Source organism: Providencia sp. PROV208, assembly GCF_028479465.1.
GTDB classification, from domain to species: Bacteria; Pseudomonadota; Gammaproteobacteria; order Enterobacterales; family Enterobacteriaceae; genus Providencia; species Providencia alcalifaciens.
Genome location: NZ_JAMPNS010000003.1, coordinates 160,824 through 183,398, shown reverse-complemented (window position 1 = coordinate 183,398; position 22,575 = coordinate 160,824). Strand labels below are relative to the sequence as shown.

The following is a 22,575-nucleotide window of genomic DNA, read 5'->3' as shown; positions in this document are numbered from 1 at the left end:
GGCAACAAAGCAGCAAAAATATGTTTGTTTAAATCACCGCAAGTGAACATTTTTTCCTCAGTTTGAGAGAGAAAAATGAATTTTTAGTCAGAAAAGTCACAAATAAAGAGGAATGATCGCTTCTTTTATCGGCTTTTCTCGACTCAGAGCGCATGCATCGGTATAATGCTGCGTCTAATTTTCAGTAAGGTTTCGGGACGCTTCTGATATCAGGGATGACCGTTATGAAAGTAACGCCCCCGGTTCTGGAAGGGAGATTGCCGTTATGATTTAATGGCATAACTCTGGAGTAGACCGATCACTAAGATTTATTTTGAGGTAAGAAGATGCAAGTTTCTGTTGAAACGACTCAAGGCCTTGGGCGTCGTGTAACAATCACCGTTCCTGCCACTGATATTGAAAAAGCGCTGAATAGCGAGCTGGTAAATGTTGCTAAGAAAGTTCGTGTTGATGGTTTCCGTAAAGGGAAAGTACCAATGCACATCGTTAAACAACGCTACGGTGCGTCTGTAATGCAAGACGTTCTGGGTGATGTGATGCAACGTAACTTTATCAATGCAATCATTGAACAAAAAATCAATCCAGCTGGTGCTCCAAGCTACAAACCAGAAATGTTCGAAGACGGTAAAGACTTCGTTTATGCGGTTGAGTTTGAAGTGTACCCAGAAATCGAATTAAAAGGTTTTGAAACTATCGAAGTTGAAAAACCAGCTGTAACCGTGAAAGACGAAGACCTCGACAACATGCTGGAAACTCTGCGTAAGCAACAAGCACAGTGGAAAGAAGTTGAAGATGCAGCGACTGCTGATTCACGTATCACTATTAACTTCACTGGTTCTATCGACGGTGAAGAGTTTGAAGGTGGTAAAGCTGAAGACTTCGCACTGGTTATGGGCGAAGGTCGTATGATCCCAGGCTTCGAAGAAGGCGTTGTGGGTCATAAAGCGGGTGAAGAATTCGATATCGAAGTTAACTTCCCAGAAGATTACCATGCAGAAAACCTGAAAGGTAAAGCGGCTAAGTTTGCTATCGTTCTGAAGAAAGTAGAGCAACGTGAACTACCAGAATTTACTGAAGAATTCGTTAAGCGTTTCGGTATCGCTGACGGTTCAGTAGACGGTCTGCGTGCAGAAGTTCGTAAAAACATGGAACGTGAACTGAAAAATGCAGTTCGTAACCGTGTGAAAGCGCAAGTTCTAGATGGTCTGGTTAACGCTAACGAAATCGAAGTTCCAGCAGCAGTTGTTGATGGTGAAATCGATGTTCTGCGTCGTCAAGCTGCACAGCGTTTTGGTGGCAACGAAAAACAAGCGATGGAATTACCACGTGAACTGTTCGAAGAACAAGCTAAGCGTCGCGTAATTGTTGGTCTGCTGTTAGGCGAAGTTATTCGTACTAATGAGCTGAAAGCTGACGAAGATCGCGTTAAAGCGCTGATCGAAGACATGGCATCTGCTTACGAAGATCCATCAGAAGTTATTGAATACTACAGTAAAAATGAAGAGCTGATGAACAGTGTTCGTAACTTAGCGTTAGAAGAGCAAGCTGTAGAAACGATTCTGGCAGCGGCTAAAGTGACTGAAAAAGAAACTAACTTCACTGAGCTGATGAACCAAGTTCAAGCTGGTTAATTTTTCTTTTTAGCAGTACAAAACAAAAACCCGTAGTGTTTCACTGCGGGTTTTTTGTCAATTAGAGCCGTAATATTTAGACTTTGTGCAAATCATCTTGAAAATTACATTTAAACCCTAATTATAATAAGAGTCATCAAAATATTGTTCGCAGGATGATGAGCGGATTTTTGTGTGGAACACGTTTTTCAGCAGTATAAAACCGTGTAACTAGATAGACTTGTGTTAAACTCTTTAACAGAGCATCTTGCTTATCACAGTGTTTCTAACTGTGTTCTGGCTTAATTCTTCTGTCACTTTTTAACCTATTATTTAAAAAGTGGCTAAAATAATGAAGTGAGCGAAGATCATAAGCATACAGATACAACTAATTTAGAAAACGTGTTTTTTAGAAATATTGTTTGTAGCACAATTCCTGCCCAAAATGGCGGACAGACAGCAAATTAGGCGCAAGCACCAGAAAGTTTTTAATAGGAGATTTCGATGTCACATTTTGGCGGTCAGGAGCAGTTAGCATCCCAAATGGCACTTGTGCCAATGGTTATCGAGCAAACCTCTCGAGGTGAACGCTCATATGATATTTATTCACGTCTCTTAAAAGAACGTATTATCTTCCTAACGGGTCAAGTGGAAGATCATATGGCGAACTTAATTGTCGCTCAAATGCTATTTCTTGAAGCAGAAAACCCAGAAAAAGATATTCAACTGTATATTAACTCACCAGGTGGTGTGATCACCGCTGGGATGTCAATTTACGATACCATGCAATTTATTAAGCCGGATGTTAGCACTATCTGTATGGGACAAGCGTGTTCAATGGGCGCGTTTTTATTAACCGCAGGTACAAAAGGTAAACGTTTCTGCTTACCAAACTCCCGCGTTATGATCCACCAACCATTAGGTGGCTATCAAGGCCAAGCGACGGACATTGAAATCCACGCCCAAGAAATCTTGAAAGTGAAGTCACGCATGAATGAATTGATGGCTCAGCATACTGGGAAATCCATCGAAGAAATTAGTCGCGATACAGAACGCGACCGTTTCTTATCCGCAAATGAAGCAAAAGAATATGGTTTAGTTGACCATATTTATACTAGCCGTTAATTTGCGAGCATTTTGATATAATTCGTTTATATCTTAAAATTTTTGAAAATTTGTTGCCTTGTTTTGCTGCGAAAGCTAGATAAAACAAGGCATTATAAATATAAGTGAGGTCTACTGATGACAGATAAACGCAAAGAGGGGGCAGGTAAATTACTGTACTGTTCTTTCTGCGGAAAAAGTCAGCATGAAGTGCGTAAGCTGATTGCCGGTCCGTCAGTCTATATTTGTGATGAGTGTGTGGATTTGTGCCTCGACATCATCCGTGAAGAAATCAAAGAACTGGCTCCGCATCGTGAGCGTAGTGAATTGCCGACTCCCCATGAAATCAGACAGCATCTTGACGACTACGTTATTGGTCAAGAAAAAGCTAAAAAAGTCTTAGCGGTTGCGGTTTATAACCACTATAAACGCCTTCGTAATGGCGACAAAACTAGTGATGACGTGGAATTAGGCAAAAGTAATATTCTGCTAATCGGTCCTACTGGTAGCGGTAAAACGTTATTAGCAGAAACCTTAGCGCGTTATCTGGATGTGCCATTCACAATGGCAGATGCGACGACATTGACTGAAGCAGGTTATGTGGGTGAAGACGTTGAAAACATCATTCAGAAGCTGTTGCAAAAATGTGATTATGACGTCGAAAAAGCTCAGCGTGGTATCGTGTATATCGATGAAATTGATAAGATTTCGCGCAAGTCTGATAACCCATCTATTACGCGCGATGTATCCGGTGAAGGGGTGCAGCAAGCATTACTGAAACTGATCGAAGGTACTGTTGCGGCTGTTCCACCCCAAGGTGGTCGTAAGCATCCTCAACAAGAATTTTTACAGGTAGATACCTCGAAAATTCTGTTTATCTGTGGTGGTGCATTCGCAGGTCTGGATAAAGTGATTGGTCAGCGTCTGAATACTCGTTCGGGTATCGGTTTCGCAGCACAAGTTAAAGGCGAATCAGAGAAGGCTACTGAGGGGGAATTACTCACTCAAGCTGAACCTGAAGATTTGATCAAGTTTGGTTTGATCCCTGAATTCATTGGGCGTCTTCCAGTCGTTGCTACACTGACTGAGTTGAGTGAAGAAGCACTTATTCAGATTCTGAAAGAGCCTAAGAATGCGTTAACTAAGCAATACCAAGCGCTGTTTAATTTAGAAGGTACTGAATTAGAGTTCCGTGAAGAAGCATTAACAGCGATTGCGAAAAAAGCAATGGCGCGTAAAACGGGAGCTCGAGGCTTACGTTCAATTGTTGAAGCTGCCTTGCTAAATACCATGTATGACCTACCTTCAATGAGTGATGTTGAAAAAGTGGTTGTAGATGAAAACGTGATTAATGAACAGTCTGAACCGCTGCTGATATACAGCAAGCCGGATGCTCAAGCTTCTGGTGATAATTAACTTCTCACCTGTGTTCAATAAATAATCAAATAAAATGAGGGGGAACCCTCATTTTGTTTTTTATGCTTAACTAACCATTGAATGCTAAAATCTTGTCCCCATATAGTTTATATTCTTAGTTGTGGTTTCCTTATTTTGAAATAGCGCTGTTTATATAACAGTGTTTTGCAAGAATTTTTTCTGTTATAAGCAGAAACCCTTAACTGGCGTGTGCTAAACGAAGAGAGAGCTTTATGAATCCAGAGCGTTCCGAACGCATTGAAATACCAGTATTGCCTCTGCGTGATGTAGTGGTGTACCCACATATGGTGATCCCACTGTTTGTTGGACGTGAAAAATCCATTCACAGTCTGGAAGCAGCAATGGATCATGATAAGCAAGTGATGCTGGTTGCGCAAAAAGAAGCCTCAACCGATGAACCTGGGGTGAATGACTTATTTACTGTTGGGACAATTGCGTCTGTGATTCAGATGCTGAAGTTACCTGATGGTACCGTTAAGGTGTTAGTCGAAGGATTACGTCGCGCACGTATTACTAGCCTGACTGACAATGGTGAATATTTCTTAGCTCAAGCTGAGTATTTACCAAATGACAGTGCGAAAGCGGCTATTTACGATGATGCATCTAAAGAGCCTAGCGCTGCTGAATTGGTCGACGAAAAAGAGCAAGAAGTTTTATATCGCACTATCGTTAGCCAATTTGAAAGTTACATCAAACTGAACAAAAAAATTCCACCGGAAGTTTTGACTTCACTGCATACGATTGAGCAAGATCAGTTAGATAAACTGGCTGACACAATTGCTTCACATATGCCGTTAAAACTGGCAGATAAGCAACGCGTTTTAGAAATGGCAAATATTGCTGAGCGTGTTGAGTTCCTGATGGCAATGATGGAGTCAGAAACTGAGTTACTGCAAGTTGAAAAACGCATTCGCAACCGCGTGAAAAAGCAGATGGAAAAAAGCCAACGCGAGTACTATTTGAATGAGCAAATGAAAGCGATTCAAAAAGAACTTGGCGAAATGGATGATGCTCCAGATGAAAACGAATCGCTGAAACGTAAAATCGAAGAAGCGAAAATGCCAAAAGAGGCTCAAGAAAAAGCGGAAGCAGAATTGCAGAAGCTGAAAATGATGTCTCCAATGTCAGCGGAAGCGACAGTTGTTCGTAGCTACATTGATTGGATGGTTCAGGTTCCATGGCATAAACGCAGTAAAGTTAAAAAAGACTTAGTGAAAGCACAAGAAGTGCTCGATACTGACCATTATGGTTTAGAACGAGTCAAAGACCGCATCCTTGAATATCTCGCGGTTCAAAGCCGTGTTAGCAAAATCAAAGGGCCGATTCTGTGCTTAGTTGGACCTCCAGGTGTAGGTAAAACCTCACTGGGCCAATCTATCGCAAAAGCGACAGGACGTGAATACACTCGTATGGCGCTGGGTGGGGTACGTGATGAAGCAGAAATCCGCGGTCACCGCCGTACTTACATTGGTTCAATGCCGGGCAAACTTATCCAAAAAATGGCGAAAGTTGGGGTTAAAAACCCACTCTTTTTATTGGATGAGATCGACAAAATGTCATCAGACATGCGTGGTGATCCTGCGTCTGCACTATTAGAGGTGTTAGATCCAGAGCAAAACGTAGCATTCAACGACCATTATCTGGAAGTTGACTATGATCTGTCTGACGTGATGTTTGTCGCGACATCGAACTCGATGAATATTCCTGCTCCATTATTAGACCGTATGGAAGTAATCCGTCTTTCTGGTTATACCGAAGACGAAAAGCTGAATATTGCTAAAAGACATTTGTTATCCAAACAAATCGAGCGTAATGCCTTGAAAAAAGGTGAGTTATCTATCGATGATGGTGCACTCATGAGCATCATTCGTTATTACACTCGTGAAGCTGGCGTGCGTGGTTTAGAGCGTGAAATCTCTAAATTATGTCGTAAAGCTGTTAAAGCATTGCTGATGGATAAAAAACTGAAGCATATTGAGATAACAGCAGATAACCTGAAAGATTACTTGGGTGTTCGTCGTTTTGACTATGGTCATGCTGATACTGAAAACCGTGTAGGGCAAGTGACTGGATTAGCCTGGACAGAAGTGGGTGGTGATTTATTAACCATCGAAACTGCCTGTGTACCTGGTAAAGGTAAGCTAACATATACGGGTTCTTTGGGTGAAGTGATGCAAGAGTCAATCCAAACTGCACTGACGGTTGTTCGTGCTCGCGCGGAAAAACTAGGCATTAACAGTGACTTCTACGAAAAACGTGATATTCACGTTCACGTTCCGGAAGGCGCAACACCAAAAGATGGTCCAAGTGCGGGTATCGCGATGTCAACGGCACTGGTTTCTTGCTTAACGGGTAACCCTGTGAAAGCGGATGTGGCAATGACAGGTGAAATTACGTTACGAGGCTTAGTATTACCAATTGGTGGGCTAAAAGAAAAATTACTGGCAGCTCATCGTGGTGGTATTAAAACCGTGCTTATCCCAGATGATAACAAGCGTGATTTAGAAGAAATCCCTCAGAATGTGATTGCTGATTTGCAAATTCATCCTGTTAAGACAATTGAGGAAGTACTCTCATTAGCATTGGTCAATCCTCCTTTTGGGGCTGAAGTGGTCCAAAAGAAAGCTAAAAGAGTGAGCTGAATCAAGAAGTTTGTATAAAAGTAAGGCTGACAGCTAATTTAGGGCTTGTCAGCCTTTTTTTTCGTCGTTACTTTAGCGAAGATTCTGATAATGGTTAGCGTACTATCTGTTTTCTTGCCATTAATATTCAGGATTGATATAACGGCTGCATCATTAATTAACTATACTTAGTAATGTTAACTATACTGTAGTTGGTTAATTAACCGATAAAGTCAAAACTAATATGGGGATGATAATAGTGAATAAGTCTCAACTGATTGAAAAAATCGCTGCAGAAGCGAATATTTCTAAAGCCGCAGCAGGTCGCGTAGTCGACGCTTTCGTTGCTTCTGTAACGACGTCTCTGAGCAAGGGTGATGATGTTACTTTAGTTGGTTTTGGTACTTTTAACGTACGTCAACGCGCAGCACGTACTGGTCGTAACCCGCAGACAGGTAAAGAAATTAAAATCGCTGCGGCAAAAGTACCTGCATTCCGTGCAGGTAAAGGTCTTAAAGACGCTGTTAACGGTTAATTGAGTTTAGTTTCGTCTTTCACGCATTTTTGCGAAAACTCAAACTGACGTAATGTCTTTAATCAGCTAATATATAAGCGCGCCATGGAAATGGTGCGCTTTTTTTTCTATCTGAGTTAAAATTAGCGTAATATTAAGAAATTCAACAAAGCAAAGCGGAGTTAAGCCTTTTTATGATGGAAGATCTACGCACGAAGGCGAACAGTCCTTTTATTAAAGTGTTGTTAGCTATTATTATCTTGTCATTCGTGCTGACAGGTGTTGCTGGCTATGTGATTGGTGGCTCAAGTAATAATGCTGCTGAAGTCAATGGACAGCCAATAAGCAAGGAACAATTACAGCAAGCTTTCCAGCAAGAACGCCAGTCGTTACAAGAATACTTAGGAGATAAATTCTCTGAAGTTGCGAGTAATGACAACTACATGAAAGAGCTGCGTACCCAAGCTTTGAATAACTTAATCAATAATCAATTGATTAATCAATATGCTAATGAATTACAACTTTCTGCCAGCGATCAACAAATTGAGCAGGCTATTTTTGCTATGCAAATTTTCCAAACTAATGGAAAGTTTGATAGCGAAAAATATCGCGAAATTTTAAGTCGTTACAATATCAATGCAGACAATTTTGCCGCTCAAATTCGTCAAGATTTAGTGCGTGCACAATTAGGTAAATCGTTCACCGGAACAGAATTTGCGCTACCTTCGGAAGTTAAAGCTTACGCTGAATTATTTATGCAAGAGCGTGAGGTACGCACTGCAACGCTGTCATTGGCTGCATTGCAAGCAAAACAAACAGTGACTGAGGATGAGCTGAAAGCTTATTACGCGGCAAACCAAAACAGTTTTATCTCGCCTGAACAAGTTCAAGTGAGTTACGTAGAAATGGACGCGGCATCAATGCCTAAAGCGTCAGTCACTGACGAAGAAGTGAAATCTTACTACGAACAAAATCTGAAAAACTTCACGAAAGCAGAACAAAAGCTTTATAGCATGATCCAAGTTGCATCAGAAAAAGATGCGCAAGCTTTAGAAGCTGAACTGAAAGGTGGTGCTGATTTCGCAACACTTGCGACAGAAAAATCGACAGATAAATTCAGTGCGGGCAATAAAGGCGTGATTGGCTGGATGGAAGCGACCTCCACGCCAAGTGAAATTATTAGCGCTAATTTAACTGAAAAAGGTCAAGTTTCTGCGCCAATCAAAGTTCAAGATAACTATGTTTTATTCCGTTTAGATGATGTGAAGCCGGAAGCTGTTAAGCCTTTTGATGAAGTAAAATCCAGCATCGAAACTAGTTTGGTTCAAGATAAAAGCGTTAAACAATTCTATGACTTACAACAAAAAGTCAGTGAAGCAGCAACGAATGACAATGAATCATTAGCCTCCGTTGAAAGCATTTCCGGTCTCAAAGTGGTCACTACAGGTTGGTTTGATCGTCAAAACCCGCCAGCAGAACTGAATTTCCCTAAGGTGGTTAATGAAGTATTCAGCGAACGCTTAGTGGATAAAAACGGTTCAACAGGCATTAACTCAGATGTTATTAACGTGGAAGGTGACCGTGCGTTTGTCTTACGTGTTGCTCAATATAAAGCGGAATCAATTGAGCCATTCGAGACGGTAAAAGCGGATATTGAAGCATTGGTTAAGCGCCAAAAAGCATCTGCACAGTTAAAAGCAGATGGTGAAAAATTACTGGCAGCGTTACAAGCAGGTAAAGGTGACGAAGCACTGAAAGCCGCTGATACCCAGTTTGGTGCTGTTCAAACGGTTTCATTCCTTGCTCCAGCTACTGATGTAACGGGTGTTGCAATGAAAATGACACCACCGGCAGAAGGCAAGCCAACGTATGCAATCGCTTATGATCAAAAAGATAACCTGTTGATTGTCCAACTAGATAAAGTCACTTTAGGTCAACCAACTGCGGATGAACTTAATCAGTTAGCTAACGAATATCGTGGTGCAATGAGCTCTGCTGTGAATGAAGCATTAATGCTGAACTTACGTACAAATGCAAAAATTGAAGTACAAAGCTTAGAATAAGCTTTCAGCATAGGATAGTTGCGAAGTGCTTCGCAATTAAAAATGCAATATATGTAATAGAAGGCCACCCATAGGGTGGCCTTTCGCATTGTATAGTTCGAAGAAAAGTTTTTGAAAAAATTCTCTGGCATTGTGGAGTTTCAACACACATAGGAGAACAATGATGGAATGGAATAAATATATTAAACAAGGATTAGGGACAGTGTTAATGGTTGCGATATTGTGCCCTTTATCCGTCTCTGCGGCGGTAAAGAAAGCGGAAACAGAAAAACCGGTGACTTCGATTATGCAGTCTCAAAATAGTGATGAAATAAAAAGTACAAATCACTTAACTTCCCCTGATCAGGTCAATATTAATCAAGCGAGTGCAGAAGAGTTAGCGAGAAAACTCAGCGGTATAGGTAAGCAGAAAGCGCAAGCTATTGTCGAATATCGAGAGAAGTTTGGGGCTTTTAATGCCATAGAAAATATTCTTGAGGTACAAGGAATAGGTCCGGCATTTTTAGAAAAAAATCGAGAAAAACTCGTGCTTTAGCAAAATATTAGCTCACTTCATTGTGAGCTAACTTTATGTAGATAAAAAGAATGTTTTAAGTGCTCAGTTATTGAAATTAAATTCTAAATATAAGTTAAAAATTATTAGTCGGTATGTTTTGTTCTAATCAATTTGATTTAAAAAGTAAATATGAGAGCCAAGTCTGATAAGTGAGATTTATTCAGCAGAGTTTCTAAATATTTGTTATTTTTATGTTACCAAATAAATTAACTGGTCGGAGTAGTTATGGCGATACAGATTAAAGTACTCGGTTACCACATTGATGTGTTCCAACATGTAAATAATGCTCGATATTTAGAATTTTACGAAGCGGATAGATGGGATTGGATGGGAAAGGCAAATCTCATTGAGTGGGCTATCCAGCACAAAATTATTATGGCTGCTGTAAATATCAATGTGAACTACTTCCAAGCTGTTGGTTTGGGGGATGAACTGACCGTGACGTCAAAAATCGATAAAATCGGTGTTAAAAGTGCTGTTTGTTACCAGCAAATTATTCGTCACCGTAATGGTGAAGACGAAGTGGTTTCCGATGCCTATGTCACTTTTGTGTTCATTGATGGAAAAAGCAATAAAGCGATGGTGATTGAAGATGAATTACACGAAAAGATTGAGTCTTTGAAAAATAAAATAGATGCATGTATTGAAGTATAGCCAACCGAGGGGCAGTCTTGGTTGGCCGGCTGAATTACTTAATGCTATTGAGGTGTTTGAGTAGGGAGTCCATAACGGCTTGCTTATTATTGAGATAATAATTCAAACCCTTGCTACGTAAATGACATGCTGCGCATTCAGCACAGCCGTCACCTTGGATACCATTGTAGCAAGTCAGTGTTTGTGTACGGATAGTTTCAAGATGCCCATAATAATCAGCAAGAGCCCAAGTTTGAGCTTTGTCTAACCACATAAGCGGTGTTTCGAAACGGATATCTTTTGCTAACCCTAAATTGACAGCATGATTCAGTGCTTTGACAAACTCGTCACGGCAATCAGGGTAGCCCGAGAAATCAGTTTCACACACGCCAGTGATCACTGCTTCTGCGTTGACCTGATAAGCATAAATGGCGGAAAGCGTCAGAAATAGAATATTTCGACCAGGCACAAAGGTACTTGGAAGGCCACTTGCTTCACTTTCTTCATAATCAGGGACAGGGATATTGTCACGGGTTAGGCTGCTTATCGCAAGTTCGTTGAGTAATGAGACATCGAGAACTTTATGCGCTTTTGCACCTAATTGGAGGCTCAATTTTTGTGCGACCTCAATTTCTAAGCGGTGACGTTGCCCATAATCAAAGGTCACACAGTGAACCTCATCATAATCTTTGAGTGCTTGAATTAGGCAGGTCGTTGAATCTTGCCCTCCACTGAAGACGACAACGGCGCGTTTCATAAGTCTCTCCTGAGCTTGCAATAATGAGGAAATTAATTGAGCCCTATGTTAGCGGTCTAGAAGAGTAATGAACAGCTTGTTTTTGTACTATACCCTTATGGTATAAGCAATTTATGCTATTTTTCGGCTATTTATGCAAAGTTATTCTACAATACTTGCAATTCATAACGGCTTTATTATTTCATCATGATAGAATTTTGCTGATACAGGAATCCGCCTAGGGGCTAAATATGCTGGATAAAATAGATAAAAAACTACTTGGCTTATTACAAAATGACAGCAGCCTATCATTAAATTCATTAGCGGAAGCCGTTAACTTAACTTCCACGCCATGTTGGAAGCGATTAAAACGACTAGAAGATGAAGGCTATATTCGAGGTCGTGTCACACTCCTTGATGGAGAAAAACTAGGATTAGGATTGACCGTCATTGTCATGATTAAAACCCAGCAACACAATAGTGAATGGTACGCGCAGTTTGTTTCCTTTGTCGAAAAGCTTCCTGAGGTTTTAGTATTTTATCGTATGGCGGGAGAATATGATTACCTGATGCAGGTTGAAGTCCATGATATGAAATCCTATGATCTATTCTATAAGAAGTTGGTTAATGGTGTTCACGGCTTAATTGATGTAACCTCCAGTTTTGCAATGGAAAAAATCAAATATACGACAGTACTGCCCATTCCCGACTAATTTAGCTTACTTAAATTGGTGCAATATAGGCTAAAACACAAAGTCATTAATAATAAAGAAAGTAGGCAGTTACTAACATCATTCAAGGCAGTAATACGTGCGATTATTTTCACAGTTACGTTGGTATTTTATAAGCGAATGGCGTCGTTATCTCGGCGCTATTTGTTTTCTTGTGGTCATTGCCATTCTACAGATAATTCCTCCACGTTTCGTTGGTGTGATTGTGGACGGCATAAGTAAAGGCTCGATGACTAATCAACAACTTGTTAATTACGTCTTATCGATGTTAGCTATTGCCTTAACGGTTTATGGGTTACGTTATGTTTGGCGGTTATGGTTGTTTGGTGCTTCCTATAAGTTAGCCGTTCAGTTGAGGCAACAAATCTATCGACAACTCAGTTTACAAAACCAACCATTTTATTTGAAATATCGTACAGGCGATCTTATCGCTCGGACTACGAATGATGTCGACCGCGTGGTATTTGCTGCGGGGGAAGGGGTGCTGACCCTTGTAGACTCTTTAGTGATGGGATGTGCTGTCCTTATCATGATGAGTATTGAAATTAGTTGGCAATTAACACTGCTTGCCCTGATCCCTATGCCTATTATGGCATTGGTTATTAAGCGCTATGGCGACCAACTTCACCACCGCTTTAAACACGCTCAGGGCGCTTTCTCTTCTTTAAATAACCATGCTCAAGAAAGCTTAACCAGCATTCGAATGATTAAAGCATTTGGTCTGGAAGATCATCAATCTAACCAGTTTGAACAAGTTGCCACTGAAGCAGGGCGACGCAATATGCATGTCGCAAAGATTGATGCTCGCTTTGACCCGACCATTTTTATGGCAATTGGTATGGCAAACCTATTAGCCATAGCTGGTGGGAGCTGGATGGTATTGAATGATACCTTGACTCTCGGGGAGCTCACCAGTTTCGTGATGTACTTAGGTTTGATGATTTGGCCAATGTTAGCGCTTGCATGGATGTTTAATATCGTTGAGCGTGGTAGTGCAGCTTATAGCCGAATTTTAAGTTTACTCAATGAGCCATTAGTGATTAAAGATGGTAACCAAAGTTTGCTCGCTGAAAAAGGCGAGTTAAGTGTGAATATCCGAACGTTTTCTTATCCTGAAACTCAGCGGTATGCTCTGAAAGACATTCAATTTACGTTGAAGCCTGGTGGATTTCTTGGTTTATGTGGACCAACGGGTTCCGGTAAATCGACACTAATTACTGTACTACAACGTCATTTTGATGTGAGTGATGGCGAAATTAGTTATCAGCATAAGCCACTTACTGATATTCAGCTCGATGAATGGCGGGCTAGGCTATCTATCGTCAATCAATCCGCTTTCCTGTTTTCGGATACAGTGGCAAATAATATCGCTCTTGGGCAGCCAGATGCCACTATGGCACAAATAGAAGATGCTGCTCGTATTGCTTGTGTTCATGAAGATATTCTACGGCTACCTGAAGGGTATCAAACCCAAGTGGGAGAACGTGGAGTCATGCTTTCCGGTGGGCAAAAACAGCGCATTTCCATTGCGAGAGCCATTTTGAAAAATGCCGAGATATTGGTCTTGGATGATGCGTTATCTGCGGTAGATGGGCAAACGGAACACGTTATTTTGCAAAATTTGAGTGACTGGAGACAGGGGCGAACTTTGATTATTAGTGCCCATCGTTTATCTGCTTTGGTCGATGCTGATAATATCCTCGTGTTATGTCATGGTGGGATTGTTGCTAAGGGAACTCACAAAGAGTTAGTTAAGGAATCAGGTTGGTACAGTGATATGTATCATTATCAGCAAATTGAAGCTGCTTTGGATGGTGACCTATGAACCAGAAAAAGCCGCTATGGCCGGCACTAAAACGCTTATTATCTTATGGTAAAGCTTACCGTAGGACTATGGGGATCGCGATAACGATGCTGTGGCTGGCAGCCGCAGCAGAAGTGAGTGGACCCTTACTTATTAGTTACTTTATTGACAACATGGTGGCAAAAAAACAGATTATCATGCCGCTTACGTTATATATGGTGATAGGATTTATTGCATTGCAAATTATCGCCGCACTCCTCCATTACTATCAAAAAATACTGTTTAACCAAGCTTCTGTTGGTGTGGTACAAAACTTACGAACGGATGTGATGAATGCGGCTTTACGCCAGCCTTTGAGTGCTTTTGATAAGCAACCCGTAGGGCAGATTATTTCCCGAGTGACTAACGACACTGAAGTCATCAAAGACCTGTTTGTTATGGTCGTACCAACCGTATTTCGTAGCTTAGCATTGATTTGCGCTATGTTAGTGGCGATGTTCTCTTTAGAGTGGAAAATGGCGTCCATTGCAGTATTAATATTTCCAGCGGTACTGGTTGTTATGCTGGTTTATCAACGCCTAAGTACACCAATTGTACGCCGAGTTAGGGCATATTTAGCGGATATTAATAACGGCTTTAATGAAGTTATTAACGGTATGACAGTCATTCAACAATTTCTACAACAAGCGAGATTTGGTCAAAAAATGTTGTCTGCGAGTGAAGATCATTACCATTCAAGAATGAAAGCATTGAAATTGGATGGGTTACTCCTCAGACCGTTACTAAGCCTGTTTTCCGCTTGTGTACTGTGTGGATTGTTGTTGCTATTTGGGTTTGACGGAACCAGCACCGTTGGGGTTGGGGTCCTGTATGTTTTCATTAACTATTTGGGACGATTAAACGAACCACTCATTGAATTAACTTCTCAACAATCGATGCTGCAACAAGCGGTTGTCTCCGGTGAACGTGTTTTTGAATTAATGGATAGTCCACAGCAAGGGTATGGCGAAAATATTGCGCCATTGCAAGGTGGGGCGATTGAAATTAAGCATCTTTCGTTTGCTTATCGTGCAGATAAAAAAGTCCTTGATGATATTAATTTGTCTGTACCTGAACACCATTTTGTTGCATTGGTTGGGCATACGGGTAGTGGGAAAAGCACTATCGCAAACTTAATTATGGGTTATTACCCGTGGCAAGAAGGGGAAATATTACTGGATGGGAGAGACCTAAACTCACTGTCTCATCAAGTATTACGCAATGGTATTGCCATGGTACAGCAAGATCCCGTTGTATTGGCGGCTTCATTTTTTGATAACGTGGCATTAGGGCGTGAGGTTTCCCAAGAAAAAGTGTGGGAAGTGCTTGAAACCGTACAATTAGCTCAACATGTTCGTGAATTACCGGATGGATTAGACTCTTTATTAGGTGAACAAGGGAATACTTTATCTGTGGGGCAACGCCAATTATTGGCGATGGCTCGAGTACTGGTGATAACGCCGAAAATTTTGATTTTGGATGAAGCCACCGCGAATATTGATTCGGGGACCGAACAGGCAATTCAGAAGGCACTACGCGTTATTCGTCAAAATACTACATTGGTTGTGATTGCTCATCGCTTATCCACCATTGTAGATGCAGACCATGTTGTCGTATTACATCGAGGGATGATTGTAGAACAAGGAACTCATACTCAGCTCCTCCAACAGGGAGGGCGCTATTATCAAATGTATCAATTACAGCAGGTTGGCGAATCATTGAATTCCCGTGATGAAGCAGCGGAAGCATTATTAGTTTAGTTAGTGCTTACTGACAGATATTGCTCCAATAGCGTGGTGTATTATACGAGATATCAAATAAAAGAGCCTCGTAGTAGAGGCTCTTAATATCTTGAGAAGTAATGGCTTACTTTCATTTCATGAGCAGAGATAAGAGATAGTGGGTATTAGCGAGGTTTTCTCTTACGAATAACACCTTCTTGTACGGTTGTTGCCACTAAATCTCCTTGCTGGTTATAAATTTGCCCCTTAACAAAACCACGCCCACCGGAAGCGGAAGGGCTTTCAATGGCATATAGTAACCATTCATCAATGCGATAAGGTCTATGGAACCACATGGAATGGTCAATGGTTGCGACTTGCAAGTCCCGCTCCATGAAACCTCGCCCGTGCGGTTGTAATGCGGCCGGTAGGAAATTGTAGTCTGATGCATAGCCTAGTAAGTAGTCATGTAGCTCAGGGCTATTGGGGAGCTCACCTTTGGCTTTAAACCAAATATAGCGAAAGGGTTCTTGAGGTGCACTATCAAACGGGCTATAGAACTCAATAGGACGAAATTCAAAAGGATTAGGTCGTAACGCATATTTTTTAACTGCATCGGGCAGTTGATCCGAGAAACGTTGAATGATTTCATCCTGCGAAATTAATTGTTCTGGCGTAGGAACATCAGGCATTAGATTCTGATGGTTAAAACCGTCTTCTTGTTCTTGAAAAGAAGCCGTCATAAAGAAGATAGGTTTACCATTTTGGATAGCACTAATGCGGCGTGTACTAAAGCTTCCACCATCACGCAAGATTTCTACATCGTAGACAATTGGTTTTTGGCTGTCCCCAGGCCGTAGAAAATAGCTGTGAAAGGAAGTGATAATCCGCTCTTCTGGCGTGGTTTGTTTTGCAGCATACATTGCTTGTCCAACAACTTGCCCGCCAAAAACTTGCGGCAAACCAAGATCTTCGCTTTGTCCCCGAAAAATACCTTCTTCAATTTTTTCGAGTTTAATTAGGCTGATTAAATTCTGTAATTCTGGGCTCATGGTCACCTTGAAGAGGATTAAAAAATATCAGATGCGGCTATTTTCCCATTAATCTGCATAAATAGGTAGGCTGTTTATGTACTGATTAATTGACAATCGTTTTTGGTTACAATTTGAAATATAATTTCATTATTTAATTTGTATTAGATATAATTTTCTAAGTTTAGATAAACTCTGATATATCAATAATAATCATATGAAAATGTCTAAATAAATCAAAAAACTATAGGTAATTATTATGACATTACATCGCTACATGATTAGTTTGTTGATGCTTATTTTCTTGGCAGGTTGTGAAGGTAACAATGCGAGCCCACCAGAAAAAAGGGTGAAAGGAAAAAGTAGTCATGAGAACCAGAAGGTCGATATTGGCACTATTAGTGGGAATATTATCATTGGTAAAAGTATGGGGTTATCTGAAAACGTAGACCTCACCGTCACGATGTCGGACAATTCATTTGTTGAGTTACCAGCGCTTATATTATCTCAAAAGCATTACACAAGTTTGGATAACCAAGTGACGATTCCTTATGAACTGACTTACCACAAGGATGAAATAAGAAGCCAAGCCAAAATTACGGTGAGTGCCACGCTATATGTTGATGGTAAATTAATTTATATTACAGACTCACCTACTGAAGTGATCAACAATGGTATCTATAAGAATATAGATCTGTTATTGGTTCCTGCCAACTGATGTTGCTCCTTGCTAATATGTACTCTTTATCGCTATCTATTATTCAGCGGTGATTCGGATTTTTGTGTAATAAAACAGCACTTGGTAGCGGCTTTCTTGCTATTTAGCTATCTATCAAGCATAATGCCCCTGCTTTGAAAAAAGCAATCAATGGGGGCTCTGTTGGTTCTCCCGCAACGCTAACTTGTTAACTCGGTCAGGTCCGGAAGGAAGCAGCCATAGCAGGGGTCGTGTGTGCCGGGATGTCGCTGGCAGGGCTCCCACCCAAAAAACTCCCAAAACGTTGATACCTTTCTTATATTCACGCCTATATTTTTACATTAATCAAATGTTGTTCGTTTGTAGATATTTTTGACTATTATCTGCTTAGCTTTATATATTATAAATAATAGGATATTGATTATTATTCTTAATACTAATTTGCTATGGTCAACGATGAATTTTATCTCGCATGCAATGTTAAACTAATTGGGATTAAGAAAGGGTAAAAATATAAGGATATAAGAATTGAGCCAGTATTCATCGAACACTAACTTGGGAAATAAGGATTTTCATTGAGCCGATAAAAAGTTACCGGCTATAACCATTCACTATCTATGCGTGTAAATAAGTATTTATCTAACAAACTTCCAAACAGATGCTGGAATTTTATCGTAAAGTTTATTCATCGTGAGCTCTGCAAGACGATGATCAGCGGCAGAGTAAAATAACTCTAACTCATCATCGGATAACTCATACTTATTTTTTTCAATAACGCGCTCAAGTGTTTCAATAGTGGTGCATTTTCTTAAACGCATCAGATAATCGGATTTGGTCATAACGCCCTTTCTTTATGTGTCTATAACCTAAAATATACTATGCAATAGTGGGATTAAAGGTAAATGGTAATACTAAGTCTTACTTGTCAGACATTTTAGATCATCATCGAGCACGGCGACAAGATTTTGATTCATACTTTCCCAGTCAATGATTTCGCTGAAGGTAACTACTGGGCTGCCAAATAAATTATATGTTTCGTCAAGATACTCTTCAACAAGAGAAATAACGAGATTTTCTTTTGGATATTTGATTTTAAATCGCCAGACAAAAGCTGCAATATGCTCAACAAGCTCGTTAAGACTGATGCTTTGTGCAGAACTAAGATCATTTATCCAATGAGTGTTTGTTTTTTGTAAACTTGATATAGCGTCTCTATTCAAACTGTTACAAAGATATTTTAATTCGGCTATATCATGTTTCTTGGGTGAGTATTCATCCATAATCACCTCCATGGGCGAATCTGACTTTTACTTTGTGTATTTTTGTATCAAAAATAATGCCATATTAACTGAATATAAGCACCCGTTTTCAATATAAACAAACATAGCTAATATATTGATAAATATCAGATTATCACTAGTTGAGAGAGTTTTTAGATTATCACTAATATAAAAGTAATATTCAAATATAAACTGGTTGCTCAGATTGCTTTCGCCACATGGATAATAATAGCACTTTTATTACATAAGTCACCACCCAATAATGATTTTTTTAGGGGATCATTGGCTGGTGGAGTAGGAAAAATTGGGCTATTTATTTTTTATCATACTCTAATGAAGAATGTAAATGATATTGTGCGGTTTATGCAGTGAAGTGTATTTAAATGATATGTTACAACTCAAGTTGTGATCGAGATTGATATCGAGATTAAACCTAATTAAATAGTTTATTTCTAATCATTGAATTTTATTTAATATAAAATCCCCTAGGGTTTAACCTTTGTGGGGATTTTTGAAATATTTAATTTAAAGATATAAATTTAGTGTAACACCTGGTTTTAAATCCGCCATTTTAACACCAGAGTTCCAATTCATCAGGTCGTTAAGTTTAATCCCATGACGTTTAGCAATGCTGTAATAAGTGTCACCTTTTCTGACTTTATAGGTTCCACCTTTACGGCTATTACTAGTAGGGGAAGTGCCTGAAATTTTTAAGGTTTGTCCTGGAACAATATTCGCCTTTGCTGTTTTTAACCCATTAAGTTGTTGGATATTCTTCGCTGTCGTATTGAATTTTCTAGCAATACTGGCGATAGATTCACCCTTGCGGACTTTATAGCTAAAGGTTTTGTTCTGTTTTGAATTTCTCTTGGCTGTTTGGACGTTATTGAGCGCCGCTTGTGCATAACGATTTTGTGCAACCGCATTACGAATATCATTCAAGACATCTTGATCAGTTAACGAAACTTTTAATTGTTCAGCTTTCGCAGTTGGTAACATTATATAATGCGGACCATTAGGAGATGTCACTCCTCGGGTATAACCCGAATTGTAGGTTTTAATGGATTCTTCCGTTAAGCCTGTCAATTCAGCCGCTTGAGTTAGTGTAATTTGTTGCCCTACATCAACTTGGGTCAGCCCTCTATTTTTATTACTTTTTGGTAATCTGACTTGATAACGTTCTGGTTGTCTCAAAACTTTGCTAAGCGCAAGGATCTTTGGAACATATTGTTTGGTTTCTTTAGGTAGTTGAAGAGACCAAAAATCTGTTGGTAAGCCAGCGGCTTCATTCTTTTTAATGGCGTTTTGTACGCAACCCTCACCACAGTTATAAGCAGCAAGCGTGAGTTCCCAATCGTGACCGAACATAATGTTTAGGTTTTCAAGGAGATCTAAAGCCGCTTTTGTTGATGTGATAACATCGCGTCGCTCATCAACCCATTGGGTCTGTTTTAGCCCATAAGAACGTGCAGTAATGGGGACAATTTGCCAAAGACCCGCAGCTTGTGCAGGGGAGGTTGCTTTAGGGTTATAGGCACTTTCAATAACTGGAATTAAGGCTAATTCCATCGGCAAGTTGCGATCATTGATTTCATCTACAATTAAGTACATGTAAGGTTCGGCTCTTACTGCAACGTCATAGATAAAACTTTGTTTATTTGAGTAATTGTTGGCCATTTCCCTAATTGTTGCATTCTCAGGGATATCCATCTTCAGCTCACCACTAATATAACCCCAGAGGTCATGATCGACTTTAGAAGCTTGTCTACTTGCTGCCTGATTATGGGATGCAACAGTGTCAATTGAGTGATTGGCTGAAGATTTTGGTTGCTTAACGGTGACCTTGGAAGTGCCTTGACAGCCCGCAAGCAAAACAATGGCGATGAGGGTCGCGATTATCTTCATTAGCTCTGTTTTTCTTTGTTTTTGATGTTTAAAAGTTGACCAGATAATACTGGCTTTAACTGCTATTGACAACGATTATACATCAATATTCATCTTTTAATTGACGTAATAAAGTGAAAACAGCGCGTAATGATGGATTTGTCACATTAATGTTCAGTTTTTGTTGTAATTTCGGGTTGTCGCACTGTAAAAAAATGTTGATGTTTCTCTCTGTTTTCAACGTACTAGGAACACTTGCTTGCTGGTTGCTGCGCAGTATTCTTACTTTTTCGGAATAATTCGTAATTATCTCATTTTCAGGCCAAATATGATGTGCGAATTGCAAATTAGACAGAGTATATTCGTGAGCGCAACAGATAAGCGTCTCATCTGGAAGTGCAGCAATTTTTTGAATGGATTGGTACATTTGTTCTGGGGTACCTTCAAAAATTCGACCACAACCAGCGGAAAATAGAGTATCCCCACAAAATAGATAAGGAGCTTGGTAGAAACCAACGTGCCCAAGAGTATGTCCTGGTAATCCAATGACTTGAAATTTGAAATCATCAATGACGACTAAATCCCCCTCGTTTACTTGCTCTGTGGCACCTTTAACGCGTGTTTCTTGGGGACCGAATACGGGGAGTTTTGGATATTGTGCAATAATTCCTTTAACACCCTGAGTATGGTCGTTATGATGGTGTGTGAGTAAAATTGCAACAGGGGTCAAATGATTAGCCGTTAATATTGCGAGAACAGCCTCTGACTCAGCTGGGTCAACGATGATACACTGTTGGTTGTTTGTCAGCAGCCAAATGTAATTATCATTTAACGCTGGAATTCGAATTAACTCCATAATCACCTCGATCCGATTTTTTAAAAGGGGAATGTTATGAAACCCGCGCGTATTGAAGAAAAGATTCAAATGCCCGCCAGTTGGTCTGATATTCCTTTTGGTGAACACTATCGCCAAGCATTGGAAGCACAGTTAGCGCCTTGGTGGCAAAAAATGTTTGGTTATCACTTGCTTAAATTAGGGCATTTGAGTACAGAAATCCACACTAAAGAGTGTATGATCCCTCATCAATTCACCGTAGGTGAAGATCCTCATTTATTTGACGTGGCAGCAAATCCTGAAGCATTACCGTTTGCAGACAAAGTCATCGATGCTTGCTTAATGCCTCATTTGTTGGCATATAGTCACGATCCTCATTGGATCTTGCGGGAAGTTGACCGTGTTTTGATTGATGATGGTTGGCTAATTCTTTCAGGATTTAACCCATTTAGCTTAGCTGGAATGGCTAAATTGGTGCCAATTTTACGTAAGCAGCAACCTTATTGCAGTCGTTTCTTCCCTTCTCTCAGAGTATTTGATTGGCTAGGGTTACTCAATTATGAGGTGCTATATCACCGAAATTGCCAAGCTCTCCCTTGGCTTTCATCAGAAAAACGCGTGAACAAGCGCTGTGGAGGGCTGGGTGTTATGAGTGTCATTGTTGCCAGAAAGCGTACTTACCCTTTAACACCAACGCCCCTGAAATTTAAGCAACCAAAAGTTAAAATTTCAACAGCGTTAGGTGCAACGAAAGAGATCAGTAAATCGAAGCAGTTTCGTTAAATTTTAATGTAATCAATCTTCAGTTGGCTGGTAACCTGTATCTTCTTTGGTTGGAGCATTTGCGGCGGCTCGGGCTAATTCATCACATTTCTCATTTTCTGCATGACCGGCATGACCTTTTACCCAGCGCCAATCAATAGTATGGCGAGTAATCGCTTGATCGAGACGTTTCCATAGGTCTACGTTAACCACCGGCGATTTATCTGCTTTTTTCCATTGGCGACGTTTCCAATTATGGATCCATTGGGTGATCCCTTGGCGTACATATTGGCTATCGGTCGTTAGGATTACATCGCAAGGTCGAGTAAGCGACTCTAATGCAATAATTGCGGCCAGTAACTCCATTCGATTATTCGTGGTGAGGAAAAAACCGTCACTGAGTGTTTTCTCATGTTGCTGATAGCGAAGCACAATACCGTATCCGCCGGGGCCTGGGTTACCTAAACAAGACCCATCAGTGAAAATTTCTACCTGCTTTGTCATTTCTGTTACACTC

Annotated in this window: 20 protein-coding genes and 1 other RNA gene; 14 read left to right on the top strand and 7 right to left on the bottom strand. The window is 40.3% G+C overall.

Annotated elements, in window-relative coordinates; all coding sequences use genetic code 11:
• Window positions 1–326: 326 nt before the first annotated feature.
• The 8 genes from tig (at window position 327) to PR766_RS02625 (ending at window position 10,559) form a co-directional block, all read left to right on the top strand.
• Window positions 327–1,631 carry a trigger factor gene (gene tig / locus PR766_RS02660; RefSeq protein ID WP_006657218.1) on the top strand — a complete coding sequence of 435 codons (1,305 nt, stop codon included), beginning with the start codon at window positions 327–329 and terminating at the stop codon, window positions 1,629–1,631.
• Between the two features lie 483 nt (window positions 1,632–2,114).
• Entirely contained in the window at window positions 2,115–2,735 is a 621-nt protein-coding gene (gene clpP, locus PR766_RS02655; RefSeq protein ID WP_006657219.1) for an ATP-dependent Clp endopeptidase proteolytic subunit ClpP, read from the top strand.
• A 117-nt stretch (window positions 2,736–2,852) separates the two neighbouring features.
• On the top strand, window positions 2,853–4,130 hold the full coding sequence (gene clpX / locus PR766_RS02650; RefSeq protein ID WP_154636332.1) for an ATP-dependent protease ATP-binding subunit ClpX: 1,278 nt from the start codon (window positions 2,853–2,855) through the stop codon (window positions 4,128–4,130).
• Between the two features lie 233 nt (window positions 4,131–4,363).
• The gene (gene lon, locus PR766_RS02645; RefSeq protein ID WP_006657221.1) at window positions 4,364–6,793 is read left to right on the top strand and encodes an endopeptidase La; all 2,430 of its coding nucleotides are present in this window, start codon (window positions 4,364–4,366) and stop codon (window positions 6,791–6,793) included.
• 238 nt (window positions 6,794–7,031) lie between these two features.
• The gene (gene hupB, locus PR766_RS02640; protein ID WP_006662768.1) at window positions 7,032–7,307 is read left to right on the top strand and encodes a nucleoid-associated protein HU-beta; all 276 of its coding nucleotides are present in this window, start codon (window positions 7,032–7,034) and stop codon (window positions 7,305–7,307) included.
• A 173-nt stretch (window positions 7,308–7,480) separates the two neighbouring features.
• Window positions 7,481–9,349, top strand: a complete 1,869-nt coding sequence (gene ppiD / locus PR766_RS02635) for a peptidylprolyl isomerase (RefSeq protein WP_006662767.1) — start codon at window positions 7,481–7,483, stop codon at window positions 9,347–9,349.
• A 163-nt stretch (window positions 9,350–9,512) separates the two neighbouring features.
• Window positions 9,513–9,884, top strand: coding sequence for a ComEA family DNA-binding protein (locus tag PR766_RS02630; protein WP_036961879.1), 372 nt, complete (start codon window positions 9,513–9,515; stop codon window positions 9,882–9,884).
• Window positions 9,885–10,130: 246 nt separating this feature from the next.
• The gene (locus PR766_RS02625; protein WP_006657225.1) at window positions 10,131–10,559 is read left to right on the top strand and encodes an acyl-CoA thioesterase; all 429 of its coding nucleotides are present in this window, start codon (window positions 10,131–10,133) and stop codon (window positions 10,557–10,559) included.
• Window positions 10,560–10,593: 34 nt separating this feature from the next.
• Here the strand turns inward: PR766_RS02625 and queC are convergent, their stop codons facing one another.
• Window positions 10,594–11,295, bottom strand: coding sequence for a 7-cyano-7-deazaguanine synthase QueC (gene queC, locus PR766_RS02620; protein WP_006662765.1), 702 nt, complete (start codon window positions 11,293–11,295; stop codon window positions 10,594–10,596).
• A gap of 230 nt (window positions 11,296–11,525) precedes the next feature.
• Between queC and PR766_RS02615 the strand changes: the two genes are divergently transcribed.
• The 3 genes from PR766_RS02615 to PR766_RS02605 all read left to right on the top strand — a co-directional run bounded on the left by PR766_RS02615 (window position 11,526) and on the right by PR766_RS02605 (window position 15,608).
• Window positions 11,526–11,987 carry an Lrp/AsnC family transcriptional regulator gene (locus PR766_RS02615; protein WP_006657227.1) on the top strand — a complete coding sequence of 154 codons (462 nt, stop codon included), beginning with the start codon at window positions 11,526–11,528 and terminating at the stop codon, window positions 11,985–11,987.
• Between the two features lie 97 nt (window positions 11,988–12,084).
• Window positions 12,085–13,830 (top strand): SmdA family multidrug ABC transporter permease/ATP-binding protein, encoded by a 1,746-nt coding sequence (locus PR766_RS02610; RefSeq protein WP_036961887.1) that lies wholly within the window; start codon window positions 12,085–12,087, stop codon window positions 13,828–13,830.
• Window positions 13,827–15,608 carry a SmdB family multidrug efflux ABC transporter permease/ATP-binding protein gene (locus tag PR766_RS02605; RefSeq protein WP_036961890.1) on the top strand — a complete coding sequence of 594 codons (1,782 nt, stop codon included), beginning with the start codon at window positions 13,827–13,829 and terminating at the stop codon, window positions 15,606–15,608. The genes PR766_RS02610 and PR766_RS02605 overlap by 4 nt, the downstream gene beginning before the upstream one ends.
• A 146-nt stretch (window positions 15,609–15,754) precedes the next feature.
• On the opposite strand, the gene tesB is transcribed toward PR766_RS02605, so the two are convergent.
• The gene (gene tesB, locus PR766_RS02600) at window positions 15,755–16,621 is read right to left on the bottom strand and encodes an acyl-CoA thioesterase II (protein WP_154636333.1); all 867 of its coding nucleotides are present in this window, start codon (window positions 16,619–16,621) and stop codon (window positions 15,755–15,757) included.
• Window positions 16,622–16,859: 238 nt separating this feature from the next.
• On the opposite strand from tesB, the gene PR766_RS02595 reads away from it, so the two are divergent.
• Both PR766_RS02595 and ffs read left to right on the top strand, forming a co-directional pair.
• On the top strand, window positions 16,860–17,318 hold the full coding sequence (locus tag PR766_RS02595) for a YbaY family lipoprotein (protein WP_006662761.1): 459 nt from the start codon (window positions 16,860–16,862) through the stop codon (window positions 17,316–17,318).
• Window positions 17,319–17,478: 160 nt separating this feature from the next.
• An RNA gene (gene ffs / locus PR766_RS02590) (signal recognition particle sRNA small type) lies at window positions 17,479–17,575 on the top strand.
• A 357-nt stretch (window positions 17,576–17,932) separates the two neighbouring features.
• On the opposite strand, the gene PR766_RS02585 is transcribed toward ffs, so the two are convergent.
• From PR766_RS02585 to gloB, 4 genes are all read right to left on the bottom strand, one after another.
• The gene (locus tag PR766_RS02585) at window positions 17,933–18,136 is read right to left on the bottom strand and encodes an HHA domain-containing protein (protein ID WP_004905417.1); all 204 of its coding nucleotides are present in this window, start codon (window positions 18,134–18,136) and stop codon (window positions 17,933–17,935) included.
• Window positions 18,137–18,208: 72 nt separating this feature from the next.
• On the bottom strand, window positions 18,209–18,577 hold the full coding sequence (gene tomB, locus PR766_RS02580; RefSeq protein WP_006662760.1) for an Hha toxicity modulator TomB: 369 nt from the start codon (window positions 18,575–18,577) through the stop codon (window positions 18,209–18,211).
• Between the two features lie 525 nt (window positions 18,578–19,102).
• On the bottom strand, window positions 19,103–20,482 hold the full coding sequence (gene mltD / locus PR766_RS02575) for a murein transglycosylase D (protein WP_036961894.1): 1,380 nt from the start codon (window positions 20,480–20,482) through the stop codon (window positions 19,103–19,105).
• A gap of 82 nt (window positions 20,483–20,564) precedes the next feature.
• Complete coding sequence (gene gloB, locus PR766_RS02570) at window positions 20,565–21,317, bottom strand: hydroxyacylglutathione hydrolase (RefSeq protein ID WP_006662758.1); 753 nt, start codon at window positions 21,315–21,317, stop codon at window positions 20,565–20,567.
• Between the two features lie 36 nt (window positions 21,318–21,353).
• Between gloB and PR766_RS02565 the strand changes: the two genes are divergently transcribed.
• Window positions 21,354–22,079: a class I SAM-dependent methyltransferase gene (locus PR766_RS02565; RefSeq protein ID WP_006657235.1), complete on the top strand. Its 726-nt coding sequence runs from the start codon at window positions 21,354–21,356 to the stop codon at window positions 22,077–22,079.
• Between the two features lie 12 nt (window positions 22,080–22,091).
• Here PR766_RS02565 and rnhA read toward each other — a convergent pair whose 3' ends face one another.
• Window positions 22,092–22,562, bottom strand: coding sequence for a ribonuclease HI (rnhA, locus tag PR766_RS02560; RefSeq protein WP_006657236.1), 471 nt, complete (start codon window positions 22,560–22,562; stop codon window positions 22,092–22,094).
• Window positions 22,563–22,575: the final 13 nt, after the last annotated feature.